This window comes from Thermococcus nautili, assembly GCF_000585495.1.
Classification (GTDB): Archaea; Methanobacteriota_B; Thermococci; order Thermococcales; family Thermococcaceae; genus Thermococcus; species Thermococcus nautili.
In genome coordinates, this window is the sequence record NZ_CP007264.1 from 959,896 (window position 1) to 984,499 (window position 24,604).

The window sequence follows — 24,604 nt, forward strand, 5'->3', positions numbered from 1 at the left end:
CCACCGCTGAAAACTATGCAACGAAGTAGATAAGCTTTTGGAAAACCGTTAAAAATTCGAACGTCGAATTAGTATGGGTGGAATAGGGAAACCACAAGGTTTTTAAATAGCGAGACATATGTAATAACAAAGTTGCATATGGAGAGGTGAACGAACCATGAGAAGGATTCTTGCCCTGCTACTGCTGGGCATAGTGGCCATGAGCGTCCTCGGGGCAGGATGCATAAGCAGTGAAACTACCAGCAACACATCATCGTCTTCGTCCCCTACGGCATCACCAACCGAGTCCGACCAGATACCCGTTACAGTCAACGAAAACGGCAACATCAACACCGCCGACCTCAAGTCTTACATAGACTCCCTGCCCGCGGGAGAACTGACCCCAGAAGAGAAGAAGGGCCTGCTCTACATGGTTGAGGAGGAGAAGCTCGCCCACGATGTGTACACCAAGCTCTACGAGAAGTGGGGCCTGCCAATATTCAAGAACATCGCCGAGAGCGAGAGCACCCACGTTAACGCCGTCAGGCTGCTCCTTGAGAAGTACAACCTGACCGACCCGACCCAGAACGAGGGCGTTGGGGAGTTCCAGAACGAGGAACTTCAAAAGCTCTACGACCAGCTCATTGAGATGGGCTCAAAGAGCGAAATCGACGCGCTGAAGGTCGGGGCACTGATAGAGGAAACCGACATAAAGGACCTTGAGGAGTGGCTTGCGCTGACAGACAAGCTGGACATCATAACCGTTTACGAGAACCTGATGAAGGGAAGCAGGAACCACCTCCGCTCCTTCGTGAGCCAGCTCGAGAGCAGGGGCGTAACCTACGAACCGCAGGTTCTGCCCAAGGACGAGTTCGAGGAAATCATCAACAGCTCACTGGAAACTGGAGGAAAGGGCAACGGGCCGTGATTCCCCGCCCAATCCTTTTTCTGCTTTACACTTCGACAGCATCGAAGATAAGGACATCGTCCCCCGCAGCTGAAGCCAAGAGCCCACCGTTCCTATCGAAGACCCACGCACCTCCCGGAGGGTAGCTGTTGACGATGAAGGTTCTAACGCCAAGCAACTTTGCCCGCTCAGCCATCGCCCCAACGTCTTCATTGTTAAGCTCCCCGTAGTCAGGCGAGTACTCCATCGGCACGAACAGGTAGTCCGGCCTCTTCCGCTTAACCCACTTCGCTATCCTCTTGTTGTAGAGGTCGCCGCAGATGATTACCGCCACCTTTCCGAACTCCGTTCCGGCGGTCCTTACGGTGTTGCCTGTGCAGAACTTCATCGGCTCCTGGAACTTCCTGTGCTTGAGGAGAACCTCACCGTTGCGCCCGATGAGGAGGGCCGAGTTGTAGACGCAGTCCCTGTACGGCTCAAGGAGGCCGAAGACGACGTAAACCCCGACCTTCCGGGCGAGCGCGCTAACTTTCTCGACTATCTCGTTATAAAGCCCCGCCCCGCTGAAGTCCCACTCCTCAAAGCCGGTCAGGCAGTATTCGGGAAAGACGAGGAAGTCGGGCCCGTGTTTAAGCACCTCTCGAAAGCGTTTCTCGAACTCCCTCCAGTTGGCCTCAAAGTTTCCAGTTTCAACGCGCATAGGGATTAGCGCTACCCTCATTCTCCCACCGCGGGTTGTAGTCCTTTACCGACATAAATTTTTTGAGAACGGAAGGTGTTGGATGTTAGGTACATATGAACCTGCTCAACCGCTACCGCCTCCTGATGGTGCTGATGCACACAGGCTTCCTTGGGAACCTCGTGGTCATCTACTACCTCTCCAAGGGGCTGAGCTACGCCCAGATAGGACTCGCCACAGCCCTTACAGCGTGGGGAATAGTCCTCCTCGAGGTGCCCACGGGCATAGTTGGAGACCGGGTAAGCAGGAAGCTGAGCGTTCTAATCGGGCTGACGCTGAACGCCATCGCCACCCTCGTTCTGATATTCCTCAACGGCTTTGCAATGCTCCTCCTCTACGCCCTTCTGACGGCCCTGAGCGTTACCTTCGTCAGCGGGAGCCTGCAGGCGTGGCTCTTCGACACAATGAGGCACCTCGGCAGGGAGAGGGAGTTCCGGGAGTTCATGAAGGGCACCAAGAGCCTGACGATTCCCGTCTCGGCGCTGACGCTCGTAATAGGCGCCTTCCTCGCCCAGCTCTACGGATTCACCCTTCCGCTGGTTCTCTCTTTCATCATCGAGGTTGCGATGATAATTCTCGCGCTCTCAATTCCGGAGTACGGCTTCGAGCCGGTTAAGGAGAGCTACGGAAAGCACACCCTTGGAGCCTTCAGGGAGCTTTTCAGCGGAAGAATCTTCCCGCTCGTTGCCGTTTCAATCCTCGTCTCGCTGGAGACCAACCAGTTCAGGAAGTTCTTCGAGCCGTACCTCGGCAGGGTTTTGGCCATCTACCTCGGCACGACCCTAACAGGAACCCTCGGACTCCTTGGAATAGCCGAGGTCACCGTGAGAACCCTCCCGAAGTTCATTGGGATTAGAATACGGGACTCGTGGAGCCTCAGGCTCTATTCGGTCGCCCCGGTTCTCGTCCCAATCCTGACGATTTTATCGGTCCTCTACAAAAACCCGCTCTGGATTGTGCTCCTCGGCGTCGTCGCAACGGTCGTCTCAACGGCCTTTCAGTTCAACATTGCGATAGAGCTTCAACACAGGCTCCCGAGCGAGAAGAGGGCGACGATACTCTCGGCCGATTCGATGGTCTCGGCTCTGACCATGGGGAGCTTCTACACGGTTTACGGCTTCGCCGTGAACGCCCTCGGGCTTGCGAAGGCGAGGCTGGTCTTTGCACTCGGCCTTCTCGCGCTCGGCCTTCTCGTGAAGGTGCTTGAAGTTCTGGGACCTTTGGGGGAAGTTCTTAAAGTGGGACACATTAAACGGGAACATTGAAGGAACGGGAGGCTTGTAAAATGAGAACATACTCCTTCGGCACCGAGACCGTTCCTGTCGCCCTCGCCGGCGACTTGCTCGTCGGGAGCGTCCACGACGGGAAGCACTACAGAATCATGCTCGCGAGGCTTGATGGCGAAGAGATAATAGAGACCCGCTTTTTGGCGGGGGAGAACGACTGGGAAGGACACAGCGGAGTTAAGCTCGACGACGGCTACCTCATCGGTGGGGCGGTTGAGGGAATTGCAACGCCCGATGGCGGTGAGGGCTGGAAGGCATACCTCGCGAGACTTGATGAGAACTTAAACGTTCTCTGGGAGCTGAAGCTCGACGTTAGAAGCAACGGGGCCGTTCACTCAATCCTGCCCGCGGGGGATGGAATCATCATAGCGGACGAAACCGGGAGGCCAGGAAACAGGGGCTTCTTCGTGGGGAAGGTCTCCCCGGAAGGTGAGCTCCTCTGGCTGAAGGATTTTGGAAGCTGGGACGACATCCTCTTCACGGTCCTTCTCCCATCGGGAAACGGCCTAAAGCTCATCGGGAGCGTCAAAGATAGGCGCTGGGAGGTCAGGGCCTTTGACTTCGATGAAAACGGCGAGCTTCGTGGCGAGGAAGCCCTTGCGGAGGGGATAGCGCTGACGGCCTGCCTCTGGAACGGAGAACTCGTCCTGGCCGGCTACCGCGGGGAGAATTTCTGGCTCAGGATTGGTAAAAGGGATGTTGAGCTCGGGAAGGGTAGCGCGACCTCGCTTCTGCCCCTCAAAAATAAGCTCCTCGTTGGCGGCGAGCTCGAAGGGAACGCGGTCGTCGTTGAAATATCCGAGGGAAGGGAGCCCAAGGTTCGGAAGCTCTGGGAGAACGGCTGGGTAGAGGTTTTAGGGGAGGGAATTGTCGCGGGCGTGACGGAGGATTGGGAGATGGTCATCGCCCGCCTCTCCTCCTAATAGCCTTTATTCCAGCATAGACAAAGCCAAAGTGAAGACCGAGAGCGGGTTCACAAGTACCACTGAAACCAACGTCATGAAAAACGCTTAAAACTCCCTCATGGAGTAAACGCTTATAAAGGGTTTTTATTTTTATTAGGTTTTGGGGAGTGGGATGTTAAGAGAAAAGACCAAACAGCTGACTCTCTTCGCGCTCGTCTGGTTCCTCTGCATCAACTGGGGGCTTGAAATTGTAATCGGCATGGCTTTTAAAGGTGCAACCGGCTCGTGGATTTCAAAAACCGCTTACGTTTACCTTGCCAAGGTATGGACGATAAACCTTCTGAAGCTTTTGGCGGGAATTCTAACACTCAAATGGCTGGGCCTGAATTTCAGGGACTTAACAAGCGGAAAATTCGGAAGAAAAGAACTCGCCTACTCGACCGCGGTTGTCCTGCTGTTCCTCGCCGTTGAGATAGCGTATTTTGGAGGAAGTTACTCCTTTCAGATTATCCGTGAGTTCCACTATCACCTTCGCATCTCCCCAAACGAATGGCTTGCCGTCCTGTCGTTGGCCTCAGAGTATGTCTATTACGTCATTGAAATCATGATGGTAAACCTTCTCTACGTTGGGGCATTGAAGATTGGCGGTAAAAGGCCAGCGGTTTTACTGCCAACGTTCCTCTGGGGCTTTGCCCACGTTCTCAACATCATAATCGTCCCACCTATTCAGGCCTTCCTGCTTGGAGTGTACATGATGCTCTTCGCCCTGCTGACCTACGGACTAGCCCTAAAAACGAGGAGCCTTAAGGTTCCAATTTTCATATGGCTGGTTACGATGGCCCTGTGAAACGATAACCGGGGGGAGTGCGGTGATTAACCGCCTAAACCTTCACTTAAACCTTGACTTCAAAAAGGGAGCGCTGGAAGCAGAGGCGAAGTTAAAGCTGGCCGGAAAAGCGGGAACCTTCCTCCTCAACAGGGGCCTGAAAGCGGACTCCGCGAGCGTCCCGTTTTCATGGCGCTTGGAGGGTCTGGGGGGCTTTGAGGCCTTTAAGACCAGCGTCGTTCGGCTTAAAGAACCGCTCGAGGAAGTCGAGCTTAACTATTTGGGAAGGCTTGAGAGCTATGAAAGCGTCCTCCCCTACCTCAAGGACTCCATAAGCCGGGGGTACACCCTACTCAGAACGGACTCGCTCTTTTATCCAATCCCGTCGGAGCCGGACTTTGAAAGCATCATCAAGTCGGTCGTGGGCCCCGAATTTAACGCGGAAATAACGGTTGAGGGCGTTCCAGAGGGGTTGGTGGTCGCTTTTGGTGGAGAAATATGCGGGAACCGGCTGAGAATCGAGGGCACAAACAGGCTCGACATTGCCATAGCGCCCTTCACAGTGATTGAAGAGGAGCCCTTCAGGCTTTTCGTTCTCAGCGAGGAAGGAATTGAAAGAACGCTCAAACTGCTTGGGAAGGCATACGGGTTTTATTCGTCCATCTTAGGGCACAGAGCGGGAAAGTTCACCGTCATCGAGACGCCGGAGGACTACGGCGGGCAGGCCGGGAAGGGCTACGCGCTCGTCTCCGGAAGCTCGCTCAGGGCCGAGATACCTGCGAACCTCTACCATGAGCTCGCCCACCTCTGGAACCTGAGGGCAACGCCCGATGCACACCTAAGCAGGTTCTTCGATGAGGCCTTCGCCAACTACCTGGCGGCGCTGGCGATTAGGGAGATACACGGCGAGGAAGCGTTCAACAGCTTCATTGAAGGCCTGAAAAGGGACTACGAGGTCATCGTTAGGCGCTTTCCAGAGGCGGAGAAGCTCAGACCATCGGAGTGGGGGAGGCTCGGCCTCTGGGAGCTCTCCTACACGAAGGGCGCGCTGATTCTGTACGAGCTCCACCGGCGGGCAGGTGATGCGTTCTACGATGTCCTAAGGAGGCTCCTAAAAGAGGAGAAAGTGGGCTTCGAGAGGTTCAGGAGAATCGTGAAAGAGGTCGCGGGCATTGAGGTTACCGTTTGAAAAGAGACGGGAGCTGTGGGGAGAAATGCTCTCCAAGCTCATCAACCACATCCTCGGGAAGGCCCTCAGCCCTGAGAATACGCTTAAAGCTCCGCCTCGCCCGGTTGGTTATCCTCACTAGCCCGGCGATTTTAAACGCGAGCGATGGAAGGCGGAGAAAAAAGCGGAGAAAGGAAAGAGGGTTCATTCGCTACCCCCGTCGGTCTTTTTATCCCCTCCAAACCCCTGAGGAAAGCCCGGAACCTGGAACCTTCCGCCATGTCCCTTTATAAGGCCGCCTAGCATCTCCATGAGCTTCTTGCCGGGGTTTATCGAGTCCATGTACTCCTTGGTGAGCTCAAGCGCCGCTTCCTTGTCCATGCCCGCCTCGACGAGGTTCTTGTAGAACTCCGCCACGCTCCTACCCATTGCCTGAACCCTCTCCGGGCTGTAGAGCTCGTTGAGGAGCTCTTTCAGCGGCTGGAGGATGTCCTCCACCATGTCGCCAACCTTCTCCATGAGGAGGGGTATCTTCTCCAAATCCTTGTCGCCCTCGTAGGTCTGGATTAGGTCTTCCACTATCTCGGCCTTCTTTTTGAGAAGCTCGACCTCCTCCTCAGTTTTTGCGTTCCTTATCCCCTCGACCAGCTCGTCGAGGAGTTCCTCCAGCTTCTCCGGTGCTCCAACCTTCCCGTTCACCATATCAACCACCTCGATAATCATTAGCCCGGTCAAAGTTAATCGGGATTCCGATTATTTTGAGCCACTTTTTGACCACCTTTTTTGAGAGGGCGTAGGTCTTTCCCCTCTCGCCGGGAACCTCAACGACGATTCCCATCTCCTTAAGCTCCTTCAGCTTGGTCCTCACGGTGTTCCGCGAGGCCTTTCCGCGCCTGCCCTTCAGCTCCCGCGCTATCTCGCTCACGTTCGCCCGCTTGAGGTCGAAGAGAATCCGGACGATTTCCCTCGATATGGGGTCGGTAACCTCTGGAACGGCCACCTCTATTCCCAGCCCGCCGTACTGGGCGTAGAGGTTGATAAGGCGAAGATAAGCCTGCGCCAGCTGGGAAACGAGGGCAAAGCTCTCCCTGAGCTCTTCGAGCGCCTTCCTGAGCTCCTGTACTTCCCTAGCGAGTTCCTCATCGGGCATGGTTAATGATTGGGTGGTCAGTCCTTTAGCGTTTCCGGTCAGTGGTGAGCAGTTTAATGGCTCACCACGAGAGGCCTTCCGTCAGGTTGAGGAGCTGGGAAGCCATGCTTTTTGTGACGTTGCCCCTTGTCCACTCCCGGTACATCCCCGAAACCTCGCGGTCAATCTGCAGGAGGACGTCTAGGTTCTCGGCCACGGGTTTTCTCGGGTCTTCGCTGTTCTTAGCGTGGTTGAAGAAGTCGGCTAGGTTTGAGGCTGCAACGTGAACGTTCCAGTAAATTTCCTCCCCGGTGGCCTCGTAAAGGGACGAGGAAGCTTCACTGAGCATGAGGGAGCAGAAGGCGTACCTTCCAACCCTCTCCCTAACGAGTTCCTCGCTCGCGTTGTTTTCGAGCATCGTTTCGAGGGCACCCAGGTCCGACAGACAGAAGAGGGCGGTGTTGGAGACGGCCATTAGGCCAGCCCTGGCGTCATCAACCTTAGCGCTCTTCTCGTGGTAGGCGTAGCCAAGGGAAGCCGAGAGGACGAGCAGGGCAACGATGATTGCGATGAGGCGATTCATTAACACCACCCAGCGTAATTGGGAAAGGCCCTTAAAAGGTTTCCCCAACTTAGGGCGGTGATGTTCATGCTCATACGCGAGGCAAGGCCGGAAGATAGGCCCTTCATCGAGGAGATAGCGAGGCTGACCTGGGACGGCGAGGATTATCTAGCGCGGGTCTTCGACGAGTGGCTTGAGGACGGAGGTTTTTACGCCCTCGAGGTTGACGGAAAGGTCGTCGGAACGACAAAGCTAACCATTCTGCCCGGAAAGGTCGGCTGGCTCGAAGGATTGAGGGTTCATCCCGACTACCGGGGCAGAGGCTTTGGGCGGAAGCTCCACGACTTCATGCTCCAGCTCGGTGAGAGACTCGCGAGGGAAGGCAGGATTGAGGCCCTTGAGTTCGCAACCTACTTCCTCAACCGCGAGAGCATCTCGATGGCCGAAAAGACAGGCTTCCACGTCAAAGCGAAGTTCTTCGTTTTCGGGGCGAAAACCGGGGACTTCCAGCCGGAAGAGCCCGAGCAAATCGAGCCAGAGCTGAGCGACCTGACGCTCGGCCTCATTCCTGTAGGTTGGCGCTTCGTGAGGAGGAGCGAGGAGGCTTTAGACTGGATTCGGGAAAACGCCTACATTTACGACTTCAACGGCTTCCACTTCCTCGTCTCAAGGAAAGGAGCGATGTTCACGCCCCTCGACGTCGGCCTGGCCACGCTCAAGGCGATGCTTCCTGCTATGGCATGGGTGGCCCGCGAGAGGGGGAAGGAGAGATTTGATGTTATGCTCCCGAGCGGGGTCAAACCGCTCCTGCCCGGGCTCAAGAGACTCGGACTCCTTCCCTGGGACGGGACTGAGGAGCCGAACGTTCTGGTTTTCAGGAAGAAGCTCACGTGAGAGCAAAACAGGGGGACCATCATGATATTCGCCCTCTCAGCAGAGCGGATGAGAGAGCTGCTGCCTCCAGATAGCCCGGGGCCTTCCGGAGTGGTTCAACGAGGCCGGCCTTAGGGCCATTGAACGGGATTTAAGGACGGAGTAGACCCATATCCCGAGTGGAACGAGCCGGCGCCGATTTACGTAAAATGCCTGCGGTAAAAAGAAAACGGGCGGACGGTCATTCTTCTATAAACTTCTCTATCTTCTCCACCTTCTCCTCAATTCCCCCGAGCCTCTTCTCAATCTCCTCAAGCTTCCTCGCCAGCTGAGACGAGTCCCGGGACTCCTCCGGGATGGTACGAACAACTCCCCAGGACAGGGCCGACGAGAGCAGGAGGACGAACACAACGCCAAAAATCGCGTCATCCGGTGTGAGTTCCATTCCCCAGAGGATTCCTATGGAAACGACGATTGCGAAGGCCCAGATTCCCGCCAGGAAGATGGTCCTACTCCCCATCCAACCACCCCCTTATGGACTCGGGACTTACGTGAAGCTCAAAGGGAAGGAGCTCATAGAATCGAAGGGCCTTGCCCCTCTCCTCATCAATCACAAGCCTGCTTTTCACGATTCCGGCCTTTTCAAGCTTTTTCAGGTGTATCTTTGCCAGCCCCCTGCTTACTCCCAGGGAGCGGGCTATCTCGTTGAGGTACATTGGCCTTCCCTCTTCCGCGAGCAAGGCGACTATCCTGAGTCTGAGCGGGTGTCCAAGGCCGTCAAGGAGCTTCGCTATCTCCTCCAGCCGCATGTAATCACTCACTAACATGTAATCATTTGATTACATTTAAAGGTTTCGGCACTGACCAGTCGAACCACAGGGAAGAGAAAAATCTTTAAATCTGGAGCGTAATCTGAACGGGGCTTCAAATGCGCTGGAGCGAGATTCCGAAGGATGCCAAAGCCTACATGCTCTACCACACGCTCATTGCTCCCGGCCTGATAGTCTGGATACTCTTCCCGCTCTACCTCATGGAGACCGGCTACTCAATCTTAGAGGTCGGGGCGTTCTTCACAGCGGTCAACATAATCGCGATTCCCCTAACTTACCTCTTCGGCCGGCTCTTCAACCGCTGGGACATCAAGAAGGGCCTCATCGCGATAGACGTTTTAGACGGCATCGCCTACGTTTTGTACGGCCTTGCCAAGGGTGCGATAGCTCCAATTATGCTCTTCGCCGGCAGAACGATTGAGAAGCTCTCGACGGTTCTCTATCCGCTCTACCGGGCCTACGAGCAGGTAATCTACCCGGAGGACAAGTACGAGGAAATCTTTGCCTGGCATCTCCGCTTGCCCGAGATATCTCGGCTTATCACCTTCCCGATTATGGGCTACATCCTCGGCTACGTTTATCCGGGGCCGGAGAGCTACCGTTGGGCGTTTCTGCTCTTCGGCCTCTTCTCGGCCGTCACGGTAGCGTACATCTGGCGGTTCCTCCCTTCCGTTGGTCGGGAGGAGAGGATAACACCGGAGGGCTTCACCTTCAAGGCCGGCGAGTTCAAGCTTCTCCTCGCCTTCGAGGCCCTGCTGACGCTCGCTTGGTCTTTAGCTCCTGAAATCGTGCTGATTAACTACGTCGTCTTCGTGCTCCACAAGACCGTGTTCGAAGTGACGCTGATAGCCTGCGCGAGCAGTCTGGCTTCGATAATAGGAACCTACGCGAGCGAGAGGGTTCCGAAGGGGAAGGGATTCCAGGCGATAGGGGCTGGCATGCTGATTAACGCATTCTACGCGCTGGTGATGGCCCTCTCGCCACCCTTCTGGCTTGCCCTCCTCGTCTACGCGGTCGGCGACTTCGGGAGCACTTTCTGGTTCCCCTTCTACCGCTCCTGGATGTTCAAGTTGATTCCAAAGGAGAAGGCCAGCGAGTTTCACTCGGCGATATCGAGCTACCGGAAGCTCCTCGCCCTCTTTACGCCCTTCGTTGCGGGAGCGCTGGCAAGCCTTCACCCAACGCTGCCCTACGCTGTGAGCTTCGGGCTGTTCCTTTTGGCGGGGGCGATGTTCTGGTGGCTGGCTAGGAAAGGTATTTATTCAAGAACCGCGAGTTAGGAACGTGGTAGGGATGAGTGAGGTTGTGGTTTCAAAGAGAGACGTGTTGACATACGAGAGGCTAAGAGTAATCTCCGAGCTGGCACCCATACGTGAGAGAGTGAGAGCCTTCGAGAAGAAATACGGCATGACGCTGAAGGAGTTTGAGAGAAAACTTACGAACTCGGAAGAATCCTTCGAGGCCTGGGACGACTACATCGAGTGGAAGGCCTATGTCAAGAAGCTTGAGGAGCTGGAGAAGAGGCTAAAGGAGATTGAACATGCTGAGAGAGTTAGAATCGCTTGAGAAGAGCTCAGCAGTCAAAAGCTACGAAATCCTCGACTACAAAGAAGGGGACAGCTTTTATTTCCTGAAAATCAGGGCAGAGCTAATAGATGGGAGCGTTCTTTACATCCGGGAATTCGTATCGGAGGATGAGTATAACTACTCTTTTCAATGGCAGAAGGACGGAAAGCTTATAGTCCGCTGGGACAACGCTCCACACCACAAAGATGTTGAGACTTATCCCCACCACAAGCACGTCGGCTCAAAAGACAACGTCCAGCCTTCAAAAGAAATCTCTCTTGAGGACATCCTGAGAGTTATTGAGGAGAAAATTAAACCCCAGTCCTCAGCCTCCAGCCATCTATGCTGAAACCGCCCATCTTCTCAAGGACGTGGTTTACTAACACCTCGGCGTTCTCGGTTTTGACTTCTTTCATGGCCCTGAGGAAGAGGGCAACGAATTCATCATCCGGAAAATTCGGGAAGAGATAAGCCCTTCTGAAGGCCTTATCGCTGAAGAGCCGATAAACTTTGTCCGCAGGGGGTATTTCAGTCCCGAGAAATCGGGCGTAGGACTCAAGCGCCCTCTTCAGGGTCAGGTGATAGAGGTAAGCGTAGTCTGGGTTTCCCCTTTCCTCGGCGTTCTTTAAACTGTCCAGAGCGTCCCAGAGGAAGTACTTGGCCAGCTCGACTTTCAGAGGGTCCGGCTTTGGAAACGGCTTCCTCATGTACTCCTCGGCCTCGGCTCGAAGGGTCTCTACAATACCTGCCTTGTCGAAGAGGACTTTTCCGGTTAGGATTATCCTCGCGGTGCTCCTGCTGTTTTGAACCAGCTCCTCCTCGAAGTACCTCCTAACGGCCCGCACTGGGTTCGCGAAGTACTCAATCAAAAAGCCGTCCACGAAAACGTTTCCCCTCTCCCGCCAGTCCACATCGTCGGAGAGGATTACGTAAACGTCCACGTCCGAGCGGGGAGTTTGAAGACCGAGGGCGTAGCTTCCCGTGAGGATAGCGGCCTCGACGACCTCGCTTTCCTCCCAGGGCTTGAGGAACTTTCCGAGGGCAACTTCCCAGGGACGCACCGCAAATCACCCCTCATAAAGCCTCGCGTAGACCTCCTCAAGGCTCGGCTCCGTCCTTTTAATTTCCTCGACCCTCAGGCCGGCTTTCACAAGGAGTGCGTTCACCTCCGACGGCTCGACGTTCCTCAGGGCTATGTAACCATTCACGACCTCGGGGGAATAGCCCCTCTCCCGGAGAACCGCGATGGCCCTCTCAACATCGGCCACCTTCACGAGGACGGCCTCTTCCGCCGGCGCACTCTTCCTGAACTCCCCCAGGCTTCCGGAGAAGAGAACCCGACCCTCGCGGATTACCGTCACGGTGTCGCAGACCTCATCGACGTCGCTGAGGATGTGCGTCGAGAAAACGATGGAGGCATCCTTCTTCCTTGCGTACTCCCTCAGGAACCGCTTGAACCTCAGCCTCCACTCGGGGTCGAGGCCCCTCGTCGGCTCGTCGAGGATTAGAACCTCGGGGCTCCCGAGAAAGGCCCGCGCTATCGCAACCCTCCTCCGCGTCCCACTGGAGAGGGAGGAGACCTTTTTGTCCGCGTATTCTTCAAGTTCGAAGAAGTCGAGGAGCTCTCCAAGCTCATCCTCGTCGTAAACCCCCTTCAGCAGGGCGTAGCGCCTGAGGTTGTCGAGGACAGTGAGGTTTGGATAGAGGAGGTCGTACTCCGGAAGGTATCCAATTCTCGCCCTCACCTCTGGGTTCTTGAGCGGGTTGACTCCGAGTACCTCAATCCGGCCGGAGTCGGGGACGAGGAGACCGAGAATAAGGCGAAAGGTTGTCGTCTTGCCGGCCCCGTTGTGGCCGAGGTAGGCGTGGATTTCGCTCGGCTTTACGGTCAAGCTTACCCCGCGGAGGACTTCTTTTCCCCTTATGGCCTTCCGGACGTTCTCAAGGACTATCATGGAACCACCTCAGACGAGCACCATCCTCTCAGCGAGGCGGTCGCCCAGGGACCTCACGATTGTGAGTGAGGGAATTGAAATCCCAGCCGAAATGGCAAGGGACAATACGAGGGCGAGCTTCAAGGACAGAACGTTTCCAAAGTATTTCGGGACGTAGAGGGGAACAAAGAACGCCACGAAACCCACGGCAACTTTCACGGCGCTGAACCACGCGGACTGGAAGAGGAGCGTCGTTAGAATCACGAAGAAAGTGAAGGTGAAGAGCAGGGGCATTGAAATCAGCAGGCCAGAGAGCATGAGGGTCAACGGAATGTGAGCCCCGCTGTGCCAGGCGAGAAACAGTCCAATGAAGCTTCCCAGGAGGATTCCAGTCACTTCAATGACGAACCCGGCAAGCGTTTTGAGTAGAATGAGGCGCGTGGGAGGAAACGGGAGCGAGAGAAGGAGCTCGTGAATGCCAAGGAGCTTCTCCCGGAAAACCGCCCCGCTGAAGAAGAGCGGGAACATTATGGCGAGTGAAACGCTTGCAAGGCCGACGATTGTCCCGCTCGAAACTGGAAACCAGCTGGACAGCCAGTAGATTGTCGCCGTTACCCAGGGGATGGAAATCAGATTAAGCCCTATGTGCTTCGCGGTGTACTTTACTTCTTCGCGGAGCTGGGCGAGTGTTAGCTTCATTTCTTTGCCTCCGAATATTAAGTTAGGTGCTCACCATTCTAAAAACCCATATGTAAATGAGGCCAAGGAGAGCAAACACAGGTATCATAAGGGCAAAACTTCCGACGAGTCCAGAAAAATTCACCAATCTGCCAATTAGAGCGTAGAACAAGGCGCCAACCAAAGCGGAGGCGCTCATCCTCGTCGAGATTATTGTACTGCGGTACTCGTTTGGAATGACATCATTGATTAAGAGAGTGTAACCGGTGAAGTAAATCGTCTCTCCGAGGGAGTATAGAGCCAGTGCCAAGACACCTATAATTTTGGCGTGCATTCCAGCGAACAGCAGATAGGAGAGGAGCATCAATGAAAGAGAAACCCTAAACAGCGGAGCGTGGGATTCCTTCTTACCCTTTCCAACCCACAAAATCAGAAATCCTGCCAATATTCCCATCACGGATTTCAGAGAGTAGAGCAAGCCAAGAGTTTCCACTTTGAGGTTAAGAACGTTGGTAAAGTATAGTTGCCACACGTATATGAAGTGTAAGTGGGGAAGTGTAAAGAGCATATCCGCGATAAAAAGGTAGCGCAGAATGTGAGTGTGGATAATGAAGGAAATACCCTCCCTAACTATTGACAGGATACTCTTCCCCTTATCTCCGTAGTTTTCGTTAAGAAGGAGAACCGCAAGAAGGGCCCCGAGAAAGTTCAGGACGGCCGCGGCGTAGAAAACACTCCTCATCCCTGTGAGAGCAACGATTGTGGCAGTGATAATACCTATCAGGAGTGAATTCGCACTGTTTATCGACCTCAACAAACCGTAGGCCTTCTTGGTCTCATTCCTTTCCAAACCCCGGGTTTTGACCTCTGTGAAGTACCAAGCCTGAAGGGTCCCCGAGATGAAGGAAGAACCAAGAGCGGCAAGGGCATAGGCTGGAGCACATACGAAGAAGTTACGGAAAGCACCTATGAGTGCCATGCTGAGGCCGTAAAGGAGCAGACCGATGGCGAGGGTTTTCCTTCTTCCGTACCTGTCGGCAATTCCGCCTGTAAAAACGTCGGTTGCAAACATGACGAGAAGATAGAGCGAATACAGGTAGCCAACCTGTGAATAGCTCAGACCAAGGGCATCCTTGAAGTAAACTGTGAGAACAGGCGTTATGATGTTTCTGCTGTAAAAGATAACAACACTAACCAGAATCATTTTCATAGAGATTGAGTTCAGCGATTTGGAAGGGTGGGGAGGAAAGGGAATAGAAACACCCCCACATCAGATAATAGACAAATCCAAGAACCAAAAAGAATCTCGGAATTTAAAACTTTCTAGATACATGGGTTGACAACCGGACGTTAAAATGAAAATGCCGTCAGAACTCCGGAATCCTTATCGGTGCCTGGAGCTCCTTCTCGTTCTTCTCAAGGTTGGTCGCAAGCATTCTGATTCTCTCGCAGCCCTTGATTTCCCGAATGAAATCGGCGACGCTCCTCGGCACCAAATCCTCCCATGGCTTCCCCTCGACCATGCGCTTCCTTATCTCCGTTGCCGAGAGGATGTCCTTCCTGAACATCGGCTGAACGATGACCTCGTAGCCCTTCTCGCGGAAGAGCTGGGCGACGAGCGAGTTCCCTGTGAAGACGACGTCGAAGCGGGGCACCATACTAACCACGTAGGTCGCCCAGATGGCGTTGAAGTTGATGTCCGGGAGAGGAATCAGGTAGTAGCGCTTCTTTGGGAACTCCGCTTCATCGAGGGCCCTTATCAGCATCTCCATCCTCTCGCTCGTCGTGAAGGGATTCTTTAGGGTGTGGCTTGCCTGGGCGCTCCCGATTCCGATAATGACCTCGTCAACCTGCGAGAATACGAACTCCAAAGCTTTCATGTGCCCGTTGTGGACGGGCTGGAAACGACCGACGAAGAGACCGCGTTTGACCATGCAACCACCTCGTTCAACCTTTTTGAACAACCCGTTCAGTTTCGCCGAACGAATCACCTATGACAATTTCTATTCCCTCACTCTTGGCGGCATCGAGGAAGTCGGAATCGAGGGTAACCAGAGTTAGGTCATAGAATTTCGCAGTGGCAAGGATTAGGGCATCATTGGGGAGCAAGCCGTAATTCAGAACGAACTCAAAGGCCTTTTCTTCTATCTCCTCAGTGAGGGGAAGCTCCGAGAAATTGTCCCTGAGGTAGAGATATACCTTCTCAAGCTTATCCCTGTGTTTTCCAATCTCCTCAGGATTGCCCCTTAGCGTAAGGTAGCTCTTGCCAGTAACGAGTTTTAGAAAAACAAACAGGACTTCGCTGAAAATTATTGGATTTGTAAACTTTGGGTTGTTTTCAATGGACTGGAGCACTTGCTTGGCAACGGGATTGCCCTTTAAGACCTCAATAATAACCGACGAATCAACCAAAGAGCTCCTCATAGGCCTCCAACCTCAGCTCCTTGGCACTCTTCTCGCTCCTGACGATGCCGAACACATCATCGAGGGTAACCCTCGGTCCCTTCTTTCCGCCTTCAAACGACTTAACCAAGGCCTTTATCTCCCGCTCAAACAGTCGCTCCATGCCGTCTGGAACGCGAACCCGAAGGGTTATCTCTCCCATTTCGCCCACCTAAGTTAATTACACTATTTTCCTCAAAACACTTTCTAAACCAGCTTCACCCTCACGTCATCTCCAACATTCAGGCCGAGCCTCTCGCTCGCGCTCCCCTGGTTGACGGCAATCTCGAGGTAGTCGTGGCTTCCTGGGAGTGCAAGCAGTTCTCCGGGCTTCACGTAGCCGTAGGCGTCGAGGTAAGGAATCCTCAGCCCGAAGTCGGGTAATTCAACCGCCTTCGGCCTTCCGTAGTTCTCAAGGTTGAGTATTACGTTGCCAAAGTCGTCCACATAGATTACCTTCAGCAACCAGAGGTCGCCTTCCCTTCTCGGCTCGACGTCGAGCTTAACCATCGAATCGAGCGGAATCTCCTCCGCGAACTCCGCAGGGTGAATACCTTTCTCGATGAGCGCGCCGGCCGGCCCAAAGACGTCCCTGCCGTGGAAGGTAGAGCTTATCCTCCAGCCGGTGAAGCGCTTAATCCTCTCAAAGTCTATCTCCCAGGCGCGTCTCGGGTTTATGTGCTTGAGCGGAAGCGTTGCCAGCCCGTTGTCCGGAACGACCAGCCACTGGTCGCCCTCGATGATTACCGCCTTCCTCTCGGTCCCGACGCCGGGGTCTATGACGCCGACGTGAACCGTTCCGGGAGGCGAGTACTTGACCACCTGCTCCATGACGAAGGAGCCCTCGATTATCGAGTGCCTCGTTACCGCGTGGGTGACGTCAACGAGCTTCGCGTTCGGGTTGACGCGGAGCATCGCGACCTTCATCTCGCCGACGTAGGGACCCTTGAGCCCGAAGTCCGTTGTTAGCGTTATCACTCCCAACCACCCAAAGTTTAATTAACGGTTCGGCTTTAAAGGGTTTGGAGATGAAGGTGAAGAGAACGGCCGTCCTTCTGATACTCGCGCTCATCGTGCTCGCGTCCGGTTGCCTCGTGAAGCCACCGGCGAAGGTTACCTTCTCGATTGACAAGACGACTGTACCCCCCGGCGGAACGTTCCACATAATCGTGACCGTCAACAACACGGGAAAGGTCGGGCTCGTCGGGGCCACACTAATCCTGGGCAACGACAACTTTCAGATAGTCCAGGAGCCAAGGTTTCCGCCCGTTCTAAAGGTCGGCCAGTCAACCCAGCTCGTCTGGATAATCCGCGCTCCCTCAAGGCCCGGAATATACACCTTCCAGGTCTCCCTGGAACTGCGGGACGAACTTAAGAGAACCTGGACGGGTTTCTACGGCCACTTCAGGATAACCGTCTCCACAGAGGAGAACGTTCCGGTGAGGCTCTCGCTGAACGTGAGCGCACCCAAGAGGGTTTTCGGAGGCGACGAGATTCCCGTAACCGTTGAGATAACCAACGAGTACGACGAAGAGGTCGAGCTCCTCAAGGTGAGCTTCGTGCCCCTGCCAGGGATGAAAGTTCTCGGGGCGCCAACACCTCCGAGGGTTATCCCCCCAGAGGAGAGCGTGACCCTCCGCTACACCTTCAAGGCACCCTACGCCTACCGCGACGGTTTCGTCTCGGTTCTCGTCCAGTACCGCGTCGGAACAGCTGAGAAGAGCATGGCAAAGAGCTTTAGAATTCAGGTCGTCTGGCAACCCTGGGAGGCAACGGTCGAACAGCTGAAGGAAGCGTACGGGGAGAACTACGCCTGGACGGCCAGCGGGCACATCGTTGACAGGTACTGGGAGGAGAAGTACAACTCAAGCTCGGTTTTCAACGCAACGACGTTTAAACCCGCAACTCTGGCGATAATCGGGAACGCGAGCTCCGAGTACCAGGCGGCGGTTGAGCTTTACAAGTGGATTAAGGCAGTCTACAATTTCACGGACAACACGACGACCCTCAACCCGAAGGAGCTTCTCAGGATGGAAACCATAAGCCCGAGGGAGGCCCAAATCCTAATAACGGCGATGCTCAGGTCAATAAACGTTCCCGCCAGGGTTGTAGGCCTCTACAACGGCGTTGACTGCACTGCCCATCCAATTACGGAATTCTACACCGGCGACGGCTGGTACGTGATTGACTTCAGCCACGACTTCATAGGTCCCCTGGACGAGTACCTGGCCAGTCCATACTTCCCCAGGCTCTACCAGCTCATAACGACCAGGGGCTACCGTCTCGTGGCCCTCAAATACGGAACCGGCCTCCACAACCACGTTGACGTCACGACCCAGTTCACGAACGACCTCGAGGACAGGCTTATGAACGTGATTATGAACCGTGTAAAGCCGTCTCTCCGCTCCAAGCTTGACCTCGTCCTCAACGGCCTGAACGAGCAGGAGAAACTCTACGCGCTCTTCCTCTTTGCGTCGGCACCCAACGAGGCCGAGCTGAACGAGGTCCTCTCAGAGTGGAGCGCGGACAAAATCCAGAAAAACATAAAAGTCCTGTACGAGTTCTACAGGGACATACCCTGGCGCGATGATTTCACTTACTACTGGAGGGTCTTCACGGGTGAGGTGTGATGATAGCGGTGCTCAGACTCGGCCACAGGCCGGAACGGGACAAGAGAATAACCACTCACGTGGCCCTGACGGCGAGGGCCTTCGGAGCCGACAAAATAATCATCGCCGCCGAGGAAGACGAGCACGTCAGGGAGAGCGTTGAGGACGTCGTGAGAAGGTGGGGAGGGCCGTTCGAGATAACCTTCGACCCCAGCTGGAAGAAAATCCTGAGGGAGTGGCGCGAGAAGGGCGTTATAGTCCACCTGACGATGTACGGGGTGCACATAGACGACGCGATGCCGAAGCTTAAGGAGGAGCTTAGGGCTGGAAAGGACTTCCTCATCGTCGTCGGCGCCGAGAAGGTTCCCAGAGAGGTTTACGAGCTGGCCCACTACAACGTGGCAGTTGGCAACCAGCCCCACAGCGAGGTGGCGGCTCTGGCGGTTTTCCTCGACAGGCTCCTCGACGGTGAGGGCCTGAGGAGGGAATTCGAGGGAGCGAAGCTCAAAATAATTCCGCAGGAGAGGGGGAAGAAGGTAATCCAGCTCGACGGGTGAAGGAAATGGTCCTCAACAGGTATCGAGAGAACGTCAGGGGCTACCTTGAGGCGATAGTTAAACCCCTCGCAAAGGCCGGACTGACGCCGAACGCGGTTACTGTGATAGGCCTTCTCCTAAGCCTCCTCGCGGTCTACCTCTACTACCTCCGCGAGCCGAGGTTAGCAGCTTTAACCCTCCTGATAGGTTCTCTCATTGACGCCCTCGACGGAACTTTAGCGAGGCTGACAGGGAAGACGAGCCGCTTCGGGGCCTTCCTCGACTCGACCTTCGACAGGATAAGCGACGGCGCGGTGCTCTTTGGAATAGCGCTCGGAAGTCTCGTCGACTGGCGCGCTGCCTTCCTGACGTTCATGGGAAGCTACTTGGTGAGCTACGAGCGCTGCAGGGCCGAGCTGGCCGGCTCAGGAAAGCTCGCGGTGGGTATAGCCGAGAGGGCGGAGAGGCTGATAATCCTGATGGTTTTCTCGTTCCTCGGGGCGAAGATACGTCAAGTACGGCGTCTACATAGTCGGAATACTCGCGTGGATAACCGTCGTCCAGAGGTTTTACGCCGCCTACCAGAGGCTGAAGTGAAGAAGAGGGGAATGACGAAAATTTCGCTATCTGAGGCTCCGATGAAGAGCCCTGCCGTTGCCGACCCCCATCATTTTTCCATCAGGCCCTTCACTATTTCAACGACGTCGCCGAGTTTGGAGACCACGAAGTCGCAGTTGCCCCAGAGCTCCCTCTTCTCGGTCTTCGGGTCGAGGAGGACGCTCGTCATGCCGACGTTCTTGGCTCCAACGCAGTCTTTCTTCGGGTTGTCGCCGACGTAGAGGGCCTCCTCCGGCTTTACACCCGCCTTTTCGAGGGCCAGCTGGAAGGGCCTCGGGTGGGGCTTGAAGTAGCCCGCTTCCTCGCTGGTGGTTATCGAGTCGAAGAGGTCGTAGATTCCGAGTGCTTTTAGGTGGCTCTCGATGTAGTCGTTGTCCGAGTCGGTTATGATTCCCACGTGGAGGCCGAGCGCCTTGAGCGCCTCAATCGTCTCGACGGCATCGGGGAAGAGTTCCCCATAGCGAGCGTGCATTTCAAGGCTGATGTTCCAGAAGTCCTTTGGAACCGAGAAGCCGTAGCGCTCTGCGACGCGCCTTAAAGCTTCCGTATCGACCTCGCGGATTTTCCTCGCCTCTTTGCCTGCCAGTTCACTGAAGAGCCTCGAGCTCTCCTCCTCGTAGGCCCTCCAAACCTCCTCGGCGTTGAGCTCGGCGTTGGCCCTCCTGAGAACCTCGCGGATTATGTTGAGGTGCGTTACGTTTTCGCCGTCCTTCGTTATGAGCGTCCCGACGAAGTCGAAGAAGACCGCCTTCATTTTCACCACCGTTTTTAGGTTCCATAAGGGCGTTAAAACGCTTCCCGCCGGGAAGACGAATTTCACCCGAAAATATTTCGAATGGTTGTAGGTCTGACGGAAAAAGCTGAGAAAGGCTTTTATCGTAGGACAACCCCCTTTTATGGCGGAGGTGAGGAAAATCGAGGCCATACTCCTCGTCTGGGGCGTTAGGGACGAGGTTCTGGAGAAGCTCCCCGTGAGCGGGCAGTGGCTCTACGGGGAGTACGACTTCATAGCCAAGGTGGACTTCGCGGGAGAGGAGGAGATGGAGGAGTTTGAGAAGACCCTCAGGCACCTCATCAACGGAAACACCTTCAAGCTCATGCCGGTTAAGCTTTCAGCCGTTAAGAGGGAGGTCGAAGGGGAGGAGACTATAGCGCTCCTTGAGAGCGTTAAAGCTTCGGCCCCATGATTCCTTTCTTCTTCAGCTCCTCGTAGGCCCTTCTCAGCGCGTCCCTTATAAGGTAGCGCTTGTTCAGGCCGCCGAGCCTGTAGGCGGCTTTCCTGAGGCTTCCCGTTTTGAGGAAAAGCTCTATCAGCTTCCTGTCCTCCTCGGACAGGTCGAGGTACTTTAACGCCTTCTCGGCTATCTCAACCGGCAGGTTGCCCTCGTAGGCGTAGTCCGAGCTCATAACCGGTTTGTCAAACTTCTCCACGAGGCGGAAGACTATCACGTGGGCCTTGGAGTCGTCGTTTACGTACTTGTAGTGCTCCTTCAAAGCCCTAATCAGCTCCTCCCTGCTCGAGAAGCCGTCGAGGAATGCATCTTCATCGGTGAGCTCCTTCACAGTTTTGCTCTCGACCCTCTCGATTACGGCCTTTCCGAGGGCGTAGCCGCCGGCGTGGATTAGAACCGTGTCCCCCTCCCTGAGGTTCGGTTTTCTGCCCAGCCTGACGGTTGCTCTCTTCTTCCCTTTCAGTATAGCATCGGCGTACTTCCCATCGAACTCGAGGTGCTTCATCGCCCCTCACCGATGAGCTTGAACTTTATGGCGATAACACCGTAGCGGTTCTCCTTCCACTTGGGGTAGAGGTTGTGGAACCTCTTTACCGCCCTCTCGAAGCTCGGCTCGTCGGGAAAGATTTTCTTTATGGGCTCCTCGCGCAGAACCTGTCTAAACGTCTCGTAGCGCTTGACCTCGGTAACAACGGCCGGAACCGAGTCGTTGAAGATGAGCTTGTCCCCGGGCTGAATTTTCCTGAGTTGCGGGTAAGCGACGCGAACCTCTATCCGCTTCTGGCCGGACTTTATGAAGTCCAGATACTCTTCCTTGACGAACAGTCTGTAAACCTTCATCTTCGCTCCCGAAGAAAGTTCAGGGAAACTTTTAAAGGCTTTGGGGCGTAACCTTATTGGGAGTGACCATGAGAAGGGCTCAAACTGCACTGGAATACCTATTCATGCTCGCAGCGGTTCTCGTGCTCGTGCTCATGGCGACGAGGGTCGTCCTGAACTCAATGAGAGACCTCAACAGGAACGTTAACAACTACGTTGACAGCGTCAGGAAAGAGCTCCTCGAAAACCTGTGAGGTGGAAGCATGGACGCGGTTCCGCTTCTGGCCGGGCTAGTCATGGGTTTGGTGACCTCCTACACCGACCTGAAGACCGGTTTTATCTTCGACAACCACGTTTCCGTTCTTTTAGCGTTCGTAGGGAAGTTTCTCGGCTGGGATGAGGACGAGGAAGAGATTTCCCTCCCGAAGTGGCTCGTCAAACTGCCGGTCCCGGCCGTGGAAGTTGGCATAATCTACTACCTCTACAAGGGGCTGAGTGAGGGTAGCGTTCTGGTCGCGCTATCGGGAATAATAGCACTGTTCGTGGGGCTGATTCTTGGCCTGCTCCTCTTCTACATCGGGGCGTGGGCAAGCGGTGACGCCATCATCCTGGCCGGTTTCTCCGCCCTCCTTCCGTATCCACCGGACACAGCCAGGATAACTGCCCCGTACTACATCCACTACCCGCTCTATCCAATAGCAATTCTCCTCAACGGCCTCATTGCGGTGTTCCCATTCATTTTCATCTACGCTTTCGGTGTTATAATCGCAAGAAAGCGCTTCTCAGAGCTCAGGGAGATATTCGTCTCGGGAGCGGGCCTCACCATTGAGCTGTCCCTCTGGATTATGGGGGCCCTTGGAGTAAAGGTCATCCTGGAAGAGGGACTCGGCGTCTCACTGAACCCCATCCTCGGCTGGCTCCTCGCGATAGTCCTCATAACAATCTTCGGCAAGCTCAGGAGAATCGGAGACGTCGCCGGAGCGCTCGTCCTGGCGTACCTCCTCTACCTCTCCCCCGAGAACACACTCCTGGCATTCCTGAGGCTCCTCGCGTTTCTCTACGCCTTCAAGGTGTTCCTGGCACTCGTCAAGTTCATAAGGAGGAACGTCCTCATCGAGGAGGTTCCGGTTGAGGAGCTGAGGGAGTGGGACATACTGGGAGAAACAATCTTCGAGAAGGACGGGGAAATCGGGCGCGACAGAACCGACCCCTTCGAGAGGCTCAAGGTCGCGCTCCTGAAGGCGGACCTTTCGCTCCTCAAGCCGGACTACGGGAAGGTCATAGCATCACCAACGGCGGAGGGACTCACGAAGGAGCAGATTGAGGAACTCAAGAGGCTCGTGGAGAAAGGAAAGCTTGAGAACAGGTTCCTTAGAAAGAAGGCGATGCCCTTCGCACCGGCGATATTCCTCGGCTTCCTGATAAGCTACTTCATCGGTGACCTGTTCTGGCTCCTCGAGCTCAAGCTGATGGGCCTTTAAAGTTTTAAGGCCTTCCCCCCATTTTCCACCGGCCCGGCGCCCGCCCTCCCTGGGGAATCGTGAACCGGGGGTTCCGGCCGGGCCGACAGGGGGATGACGAGCTTTTGCTTTGCCGAGCGGTGAGGAGCACGCCCTTCACCGACCCCCTATCAGTCCCTCAACTATTTCCCGCACTTCTCTCAGGCTCTCGACGACGTGGTCGCCTTCGACTCCCTCGTGCGGGTTTATCGCTATCGCCACGTCCGCCTCGCGGAACATGCTGAGGTCGTTGAAGCCATCTCCAACGGCCACCGTCAGTTCCGGTTTGAGCTCTTCCTTGAGCCTTCTGAGTATCGCGCCCTTCCCCTCGAAGTCCACAGCGGGAATGACGCCGGCAACTTTTCCGTCCTTGAAGACCAGCTCGTTGGCGAAAACGTAGTCCGCTTTAAGCTCCCTCGCGACCCTTCCGGCCAAACACATCAGCCCGCTCGAGAGGAGGGCTATTTTGAAGCCGTTCTCGCGCAGGAAGTCCATCAGCTCAAAGGCGTAGTCGTTGTACTCAACCGAGTCCGCCCACTCGAGGATTTCTTCCTTTTTTCTGCCGAGCCAGAGGGAAGCGTCCAGCTCCGCCCACTTCGCGTAGTCTATCTTTCCGGCAAAGAAGAGCTCCGCGTACTCCTTCCCCTTCTCCCATGTGCCGAACTTCTTGTGGAGCTCGACCCAGCTCGAGCGCGCCTTTACAAGGGTCCCCTCCACGTCGAAAGCTATGAGCCTCATTCTATCACCAGGTTATGAAGAGGGACCGAACTTAAAAGCCTACTCCCTCCAGCCGTGTTCCCCGATGAGGGGCACGAAGGCAACGCCCCCGTGGTTCTTCACCTTAATCGAGCCATCTTCAAGCTTGATTACCTCAAGAAGGTCCTGCCAGAGGTGGTAGCTTCCGACGGGGATTATGAGCTTTCCGCCGGGCTTGAGCTGTTCCACCAGGGGCTTTGGTATGTCCGGCGCTCCGGCCGTTACGATTATCCTGTCGTAGGGAGCTTTCGGCGGGAAGCCGAGCGTCCCGTCGCCGGGAATCACGTGGACGTTTTTTACACCGGCACGCTCCAGGTTCCTCCTCGCGAACTCGACCAGCTCTGGAATCCTCTCGACGGTGTAGACGTCGGTCTTGACGAGCTCTGAAATCAAGGCTGCGTTCCACCCGCTCCCTGTTCCTATTTCGAGGACGTTCATGCCGGGTTTGAGTTCGGCAAGCTCGAGCATTATCGCGACCATGTGGGGGGCGCTTACCGTCTGCCCGGCCGGAATAGGCAACGGCTCGTCGAGGTGGGCGTACTTCCGGTACTTCTCCTCAACGAAGAGGTAGCGGGGGTACTTCAGAAAAGCCCGCCTAACCGCTTCGCTCCGTATGATTCCCTCGCGAACGAGGTTCTCAACTGTTCTCCTCCAGAGCTCGTCGAGGTTCATGGAAACCCCCTACCCCTCTGGAAAGAAAAGAATAAAAGG

33 protein-coding genes and 1 pseudogene are annotated in these 24,604 nt (G+C 55.2%); 15 read left to right on the forward strand and 19 right to left on the reverse strand.

Annotation, left to right across the window (positions count from 1 at the left end):
- Positions 1–157 precede the first annotated feature (157 nt).
- A complete protein-coding gene (locus BD01_RS05290; protein ID WP_042690791.1) occupies positions 158–907 on the forward strand; it encodes a DUF2202 domain-containing protein in 750 nt (249 codons plus the stop codon).
- 25 nt (positions 908–932) lie between these two features.
- Here BD01_RS05290 and BD01_RS05295 read toward each other — a convergent pair whose 3' ends face one another.
- Entirely contained in the window at positions 933–1,607 is a 675-nt protein-coding gene (locus tag BD01_RS05295; RefSeq protein ID WP_042690792.1) for a carbon-nitrogen hydrolase family protein, read from the reverse strand.
- A 74-nt stretch (positions 1,608–1,681) separates the two neighbouring features.
- Here BD01_RS05295 and BD01_RS05300 point away from each other — a divergent pair, with 74 nt between their 5' ends.
- The 4 genes from BD01_RS05300 to BD01_RS05315 all read left to right on the forward strand — a co-directional run bounded on the left by BD01_RS05300 (position 1,682) and on the right by BD01_RS05315 (position 5,831).
- Positions 1,682–2,890: an MFS transporter gene (locus tag BD01_RS05300; protein ID WP_042690794.1), complete on the forward strand. Its 1,209-nt coding sequence runs from the start codon at positions 1,682–1,684 to the stop codon at positions 2,888–2,890.
- 20 nt (positions 2,891–2,910) lie between these two features.
- A complete protein-coding gene (locus BD01_RS05305; RefSeq protein WP_042690796.1) occupies positions 2,911–3,834 on the forward strand; it encodes a hypothetical protein in 924 nt (307 codons plus the stop codon).
- A gap of 154 nt (positions 3,835–3,988) precedes the next feature.
- Positions 3,989–4,663, forward strand: a complete 675-nt coding sequence (locus tag BD01_RS05310) for a hypothetical protein (RefSeq protein WP_042690797.1) — start codon at positions 3,989–3,991, stop codon at positions 4,661–4,663.
- Between the two features lie 22 nt (positions 4,664–4,685).
- Positions 4,686–5,831, forward strand: a complete 1,146-nt coding sequence (locus tag BD01_RS05315) for a gluzincin family metallopeptidase (protein WP_042690799.1) — start codon at positions 4,686–4,688, stop codon at positions 5,829–5,831.
- Between the two features lie 183 nt (positions 5,832–6,014).
- Here BD01_RS05315 and BD01_RS05325 read toward each other — a convergent pair whose 3' ends face one another.
- The 3 genes from BD01_RS05325 to BD01_RS05335 form a co-directional block, all read right to left on the reverse strand.
- Complete coding sequence (locus tag BD01_RS05325; protein WP_042690803.1) at positions 6,015–6,512, reverse strand: hypothetical protein; 498 nt, start codon at positions 6,510–6,512, stop codon at positions 6,015–6,017.
- A 1-nt stretch (position 6,513) separates the two neighbouring features.
- Positions 6,514–6,960 (reverse strand): winged helix-turn-helix domain-containing protein, encoded by a 447-nt coding sequence (locus BD01_RS05330; RefSeq protein WP_042690804.1) that lies wholly within the window; start codon positions 6,958–6,960, stop codon positions 6,514–6,516.
- A 61-nt stretch (positions 6,961–7,021) separates the two neighbouring features.
- A complete protein-coding gene (locus BD01_RS05335) occupies positions 7,022–7,522 on the reverse strand; it encodes a hypothetical protein (protein WP_042690805.1) in 501 nt (166 codons plus the stop codon).
- A gap of 60 nt (positions 7,523–7,582) precedes the next feature.
- Here BD01_RS05335 and BD01_RS05340 point away from each other — a divergent pair, with 60 nt between their 5' ends.
- A complete protein-coding gene (locus BD01_RS05340; protein WP_042690807.1) occupies positions 7,583–8,395 on the forward strand; it encodes a GNAT family N-acetyltransferase in 813 nt (270 codons plus the stop codon).
- Positions 8,396–8,615: 220 nt separating this feature from the next.
- Here BD01_RS05340 and BD01_RS05345 read toward each other — a convergent pair whose 3' ends face one another.
- Together BD01_RS05345 and BD01_RS05350 are read right to left on the reverse strand one after the other, a co-directional pair.
- Positions 8,616–8,894 (reverse strand): hypothetical protein, encoded by a 279-nt coding sequence (locus BD01_RS05345; protein ID WP_042690808.1) that lies wholly within the window; start codon positions 8,892–8,894, stop codon positions 8,616–8,618.
- Complete coding sequence (locus tag BD01_RS05350) at positions 8,884–9,183, reverse strand: ArsR/SmtB family transcription factor (RefSeq protein WP_042690810.1); 300 nt, start codon at positions 9,181–9,183, stop codon at positions 8,884–8,886. Before BD01_RS05350 ends, BD01_RS05345 begins: the two co-directional genes overlap by 11 nt.
- A gap of 119 nt (positions 9,184–9,302) precedes the next feature.
- Between BD01_RS05350 and BD01_RS05355 the strand changes: the two genes are divergently transcribed.
- Genes BD01_RS05355 through BD01_RS05365 form a run of 3 tightly spaced genes read left to right on the forward strand, consistent with a single transcriptional unit; the run spans position 9,303 to position 11,119 of the window.
- Positions 9,303–10,484: an MFS transporter gene (locus tag BD01_RS05355; protein WP_042690812.1), complete on the forward strand. Its 1,182-nt coding sequence runs from the start codon at positions 9,303–9,305 to the stop codon at positions 10,482–10,484.
- A gap of 13 nt (positions 10,485–10,497) precedes the next feature.
- Positions 10,498–10,770 carry a hypothetical protein gene (locus BD01_RS05360; RefSeq protein ID WP_014121649.1) on the forward strand — a complete coding sequence of 91 codons (273 nt, stop codon included), beginning with the start codon at positions 10,498–10,500 and terminating at the stop codon, positions 10,768–10,770.
- Positions 10,745–11,119 (forward strand): toxin-antitoxin system TumE family protein, encoded by a 375-nt coding sequence (locus BD01_RS05365; RefSeq protein ID WP_042690815.1) that lies wholly within the window; start codon positions 10,745–10,747, stop codon positions 11,117–11,119. Before BD01_RS05360 ends, BD01_RS05365 begins: the two co-directional genes overlap by 26 nt.
- On the opposite strand, the gene BD01_RS05370 is transcribed toward BD01_RS05365, so the two are convergent.
- The 8 genes from BD01_RS05370 to BD01_RS05405 form a co-directional block, all read right to left on the reverse strand.
- Positions 11,082–11,831 (reverse strand): nucleotidyltransferase domain-containing protein, encoded by a 750-nt coding sequence (locus BD01_RS05370; RefSeq protein ID WP_042690817.1) that lies wholly within the window; start codon positions 11,829–11,831, stop codon positions 11,082–11,084. The two genes, BD01_RS05365 and BD01_RS05370, sit on opposite strands and share 38 nt — an antisense overlap.
- Before the next feature lie 6 nt (positions 11,832–11,837).
- Entirely contained in the window at positions 11,838–12,725 is an 888-nt protein-coding gene (locus BD01_RS05375; RefSeq protein ID WP_156927387.1) for an ABC transporter ATP-binding protein, read from the reverse strand.
- Between the two features lie 9 nt (positions 12,726–12,734).
- The gene (locus tag BD01_RS05380) at positions 12,735–13,403 is read right to left on the reverse strand and encodes a hypothetical protein (RefSeq protein ID WP_042690820.1); all 669 of its coding nucleotides are present in this window, start codon (positions 13,401–13,403) and stop codon (positions 12,735–12,737) included.
- Between the two features lie 22 nt (positions 13,404–13,425).
- The gene (locus BD01_RS05385) at positions 13,426–14,592 is read right to left on the reverse strand and encodes an MFS transporter (RefSeq protein ID WP_042690822.1); all 1,167 of its coding nucleotides are present in this window, start codon (positions 14,590–14,592) and stop codon (positions 13,426–13,428) included.
- Between the two features lie 157 nt (positions 14,593–14,749).
- Positions 14,750–15,316 carry a nicotinamide-nucleotide adenylyltransferase gene (locus BD01_RS05390; RefSeq protein WP_042690823.1) on the reverse strand — a complete coding sequence of 189 codons (567 nt, stop codon included), beginning with the start codon at positions 15,314–15,316 and terminating at the stop codon, positions 14,750–14,752.
- A 13-nt stretch (positions 15,317–15,329) separates the two neighbouring features.
- Positions 15,330–15,806, reverse strand: a complete 477-nt coding sequence (locus tag BD01_RS05395) for a type II toxin-antitoxin system VapC family toxin (protein ID WP_042690825.1) — start codon at positions 15,804–15,806, stop codon at positions 15,330–15,332.
- Entirely contained in the window at positions 15,787–15,987 is a 201-nt protein-coding gene (locus BD01_RS05400; protein ID WP_042690827.1) for a hypothetical protein, read from the reverse strand. The genes BD01_RS05395 and BD01_RS05400 overlap by 20 nt, the downstream gene beginning before the upstream one ends.
- A gap of 44 nt (positions 15,988–16,031) precedes the next feature.
- Entirely contained in the window at positions 16,032–16,802 is a 771-nt protein-coding gene (locus BD01_RS05405; protein ID WP_042690829.1) for an SAM hydrolase/SAM-dependent halogenase family protein, read from the reverse strand.
- Positions 16,803–16,852: 50 nt separating this feature from the next.
- On the opposite strand from BD01_RS05405, the gene BD01_RS05410 reads away from it, so the two are divergent.
- From BD01_RS05410 to pgsA, 3 genes and pseudogenes are all read left to right on the forward strand, one after another.
- On the forward strand, positions 16,853–18,454 hold the full coding sequence (locus tag BD01_RS05410) for a transglutaminase domain-containing protein (protein WP_042690831.1): 1,602 nt from the start codon (positions 16,853–16,855) through the stop codon (positions 18,452–18,454).
- A complete protein-coding gene (locus BD01_RS05415) occupies positions 18,454–18,990 on the forward strand; it encodes a tRNA (cytidine(56)-2'-O)-methyltransferase (RefSeq protein ID WP_042690833.1) in 537 nt (178 codons plus the stop codon). Before BD01_RS05410 ends, BD01_RS05415 begins: the two co-directional genes overlap by 1 nt.
- A 5-nt stretch (positions 18,991–18,995) precedes the next feature.
- Positions 18,996–19,566, forward strand: a pseudogene (pgsA, locus tag BD01_RS11155) (archaetidylinositol phosphate synthase).
- A gap of 70 nt (positions 19,567–19,636) precedes the next feature.
- Here the strand turns inward: pgsA and BD01_RS05420 are convergent.
- On the reverse strand, positions 19,637–20,341 hold the full coding sequence (locus BD01_RS05420; protein ID WP_042690835.1) for a TIGR02253 family HAD-type hydrolase: 705 nt from the start codon (positions 20,339–20,341) through the stop codon (positions 19,637–19,639).
- A gap of 142 nt (positions 20,342–20,483) precedes the next feature.
- On the opposite strand from BD01_RS05420, the gene BD01_RS05425 reads away from it, so the two are divergent.
- Positions 20,484–20,774, forward strand: a complete 291-nt coding sequence (locus BD01_RS05425) for a hypothetical protein (RefSeq protein WP_042690836.1) — start codon at positions 20,484–20,486, stop codon at positions 20,772–20,774.
- Here BD01_RS05425 and BD01_RS05430 read toward each other — a convergent pair.
- Both BD01_RS05430 and BD01_RS05435 read right to left on the reverse strand, forming a co-directional pair.
- The gene (locus BD01_RS05430) at positions 20,755–21,324 is read right to left on the reverse strand and encodes an ASCH domain-containing protein (RefSeq protein ID WP_042690837.1); all 570 of its coding nucleotides are present in this window, start codon (positions 21,322–21,324) and stop codon (positions 20,755–20,757) included. The two genes, BD01_RS05425 and BD01_RS05430, sit on opposite strands and share 20 nt — an antisense overlap.
- Positions 21,321–21,659 (reverse strand): ASCH domain-containing protein, encoded by a 339-nt coding sequence (locus BD01_RS05435; protein WP_042690839.1) that lies wholly within the window; start codon positions 21,657–21,659, stop codon positions 21,321–21,323. Before BD01_RS05435 ends, BD01_RS05430 begins: the two co-directional genes overlap by 4 nt.
- 68 nt (positions 21,660–21,727) lie before the next feature.
- Between BD01_RS05435 and BD01_RS11160 the strand changes: the two genes are divergently transcribed.
- A complete protein-coding gene (locus tag BD01_RS11160; protein WP_084606322.1) occupies positions 21,728–21,892 on the forward strand; it encodes a class III signal peptide-containing protein in 165 nt (54 codons plus the stop codon).
- 9 nt (positions 21,893–21,901) lie between these two features.
- Complete coding sequence (locus BD01_RS05440; RefSeq protein ID WP_042690841.1) at positions 21,902–23,119, forward strand: A24 family peptidase C-terminal domain-containing protein; 1,218 nt, start codon at positions 21,902–21,904, stop codon at positions 23,117–23,119.
- Between the two features lie 135 nt (positions 23,120–23,254).
- Here the strand turns inward: BD01_RS05440 and BD01_RS05445 are convergent, their stop codons facing one another.
- Both BD01_RS05445 and BD01_RS05450 read right to left on the reverse strand, forming a co-directional pair.
- Complete coding sequence (locus tag BD01_RS05445; RefSeq protein ID WP_042690842.1) at positions 23,255–23,875, reverse strand: HAD-IB family phosphatase; 621 nt, start codon at positions 23,873–23,875, stop codon at positions 23,255–23,257.
- 39 nt (positions 23,876–23,914) lie between these two features.
- A complete protein-coding gene (locus tag BD01_RS05450) occupies positions 23,915–24,565 on the reverse strand; it encodes a protein-L-isoaspartate(D-aspartate) O-methyltransferase (RefSeq protein ID WP_042690843.1) in 651 nt (216 codons plus the stop codon).
- Positions 24,566–24,604 lie beyond the last annotated feature (39 nt).

Coding starts and splice junctions, on each gene's coding strand:
- BD01_RS05290 (WP_042690791.1), top strand. CDS start 158: ATGAGAAGGATTCTTGCCCTGCTACTGCTGGGCATAGTGGCCATGAGC.
- BD01_RS05295 (WP_042690792.1), bottom strand. CDS start 1,607: ATGAGGGTAGCGCTAATCCCTATGCGCGTTGAAACTGGAAACTTTGAG.
- BD01_RS05300 (WP_042690794.1), top strand. CDS start 1,682: ATGAACCTGCTCAACCGCTACCGCCTCCTGATGGTGCTGATGCACACA.
- BD01_RS05305 (WP_042690796.1), top strand. CDS start 2,911: ATGAGAACATACTCCTTCGGCACCGAGACCGTTCCTGTCGCCCTCGCC.
- BD01_RS05310 (WP_042690797.1), top strand. CDS start 3,989: ATGTTAAGAGAAAAGACCAAACAGCTGACTCTCTTCGCGCTCGTCTGG.
- BD01_RS05325 (WP_042690803.1), bottom strand. CDS start 6,512: ATGGTGAACGGGAAGGTTGGAGCACCGGAGAAGCTGGAGGAACTCCTC.
- BD01_RS05330 (WP_042690804.1), bottom strand. CDS start 6,960: ATGCCCGATGAGGAACTCGCTAGGGAAGTACAGGAGCTCAGGAAGGCG.
- BD01_RS05335 (WP_042690805.1), bottom strand. CDS start 7,522: ATGAATCGCCTCATCGCAATCATCGTTGCCCTGCTCGTCCTCTCGGCT.
- BD01_RS05340 (WP_042690807.1), top strand. CDS start 7,583: ATGTTCATGCTCATACGCGAGGCAAGGCCGGAAGATAGGCCCTTCATC.
- BD01_RS05345 (WP_042690808.1), bottom strand. CDS start 8,894: ATGGGGAGTAGGACCATCTTCCTGGCGGGAATCTGGGCCTTCGCAATC.
- BD01_RS05350 (WP_042690810.1), bottom strand. CDS start 9,183: ATGCGGCTGGAGGAGATAGCGAAGCTCCTTGACGGCCTTGGACACCCG.
- BD01_RS05355 (WP_042690812.1), top strand. CDS start 9,303: ATGCGCTGGAGCGAGATTCCGAAGGATGCCAAAGCCTACATGCTCTAC.
- BD01_RS05360 (WP_014121649.1), top strand. CDS start 10,498: ATGAGTGAGGTTGTGGTTTCAAAGAGAGACGTGTTGACATACGAGAGG.
- BD01_RS05365 (WP_042690815.1), top strand. CDS start 10,745: ATGCTGAGAGAGTTAGAATCGCTTGAGAAGAGCTCAGCAGTCAAAAGC.
- BD01_RS05375 (WP_156927387.1), bottom strand. CDS start 12,725: ATGATAGTCCTTGAGAACGTCCGGAAGGCCATAAGGGGAAAAGAAGTC.
- BD01_RS05380 (WP_042690820.1), bottom strand. CDS start 13,403: ATGAAGCTAACACTCGCCCAGCTCCGCGAAGAAGTAAAGTACACCGCG.
- BD01_RS05385 (WP_042690822.1), bottom strand. CDS start 14,592: ATGAAAATGATTCTGGTTAGTGTTGTTATCTTTTACAGCAGAAACATC.
- BD01_RS05390 (WP_042690823.1), bottom strand. CDS start 15,316: ATGGTCAAACGCGGTCTCTTCGTCGGTCGTTTCCAGCCCGTCCACAAC.
- BD01_RS05395 (WP_042690825.1), bottom strand. CDS start 15,806: ATGAGGAGCTCTTTGGTTGATTCGTCGGTTATTATTGAGGTCTTAAAG.
- BD01_RS05400 (WP_042690827.1), bottom strand. CDS start 15,987: ATGGGAGAGATAACCCTTCGGGTTCGCGTTCCAGACGGCATGGAGCGA.
- BD01_RS05410 (WP_042690831.1), top strand. CDS start 16,853: ATGAAGGTGAAGAGAACGGCCGTCCTTCTGATACTCGCGCTCATCGTG.
- BD01_RS05415 (WP_042690833.1), top strand. CDS start 18,454: ATGATAGCGGTGCTCAGACTCGGCCACAGGCCGGAACGGGACAAGAGA.
- BD01_RS05420 (WP_042690835.1), bottom strand. CDS start 20,341: ATGAAGGCGGTCTTCTTCGACTTCGTCGGGACGCTCATAACGAAGGAC.
- BD01_RS05425 (WP_042690836.1), top strand. CDS start 20,484: ATGGCGGAGGTGAGGAAAATCGAGGCCATACTCCTCGTCTGGGGCGTT.
- BD01_RS05430 (WP_042690837.1), bottom strand. CDS start 21,324: ATGAAGCACCTCGAGTTCGATGGGAAGTACGCCGATGCTATACTGAAA.
- BD01_RS05435 (WP_042690839.1), bottom strand. CDS start 21,659: ATGAAGGTTTACAGACTGTTCGTCAAGGAAGAGTATCTGGACTTCATA.
- BD01_RS11160 (WP_084606322.1), top strand. CDS start 21,728: ATGAGAAGGGCTCAAACTGCACTGGAATACCTATTCATGCTCGCAGCG.
- BD01_RS05440 (WP_042690841.1), top strand. CDS start 21,902: ATGGACGCGGTTCCGCTTCTGGCCGGGCTAGTCATGGGTTTGGTGACC.
- BD01_RS05445 (WP_042690842.1), bottom strand. CDS start 23,875: ATGAGGCTCATAGCTTTCGACGTGGAGGGGACCCTTGTAAAGGCGCGC.
- BD01_RS05450 (WP_042690843.1), bottom strand. CDS start 24,565: ATGAACCTCGACGAGCTCTGGAGGAGAACAGTTGAGAACCTCGTTCGC.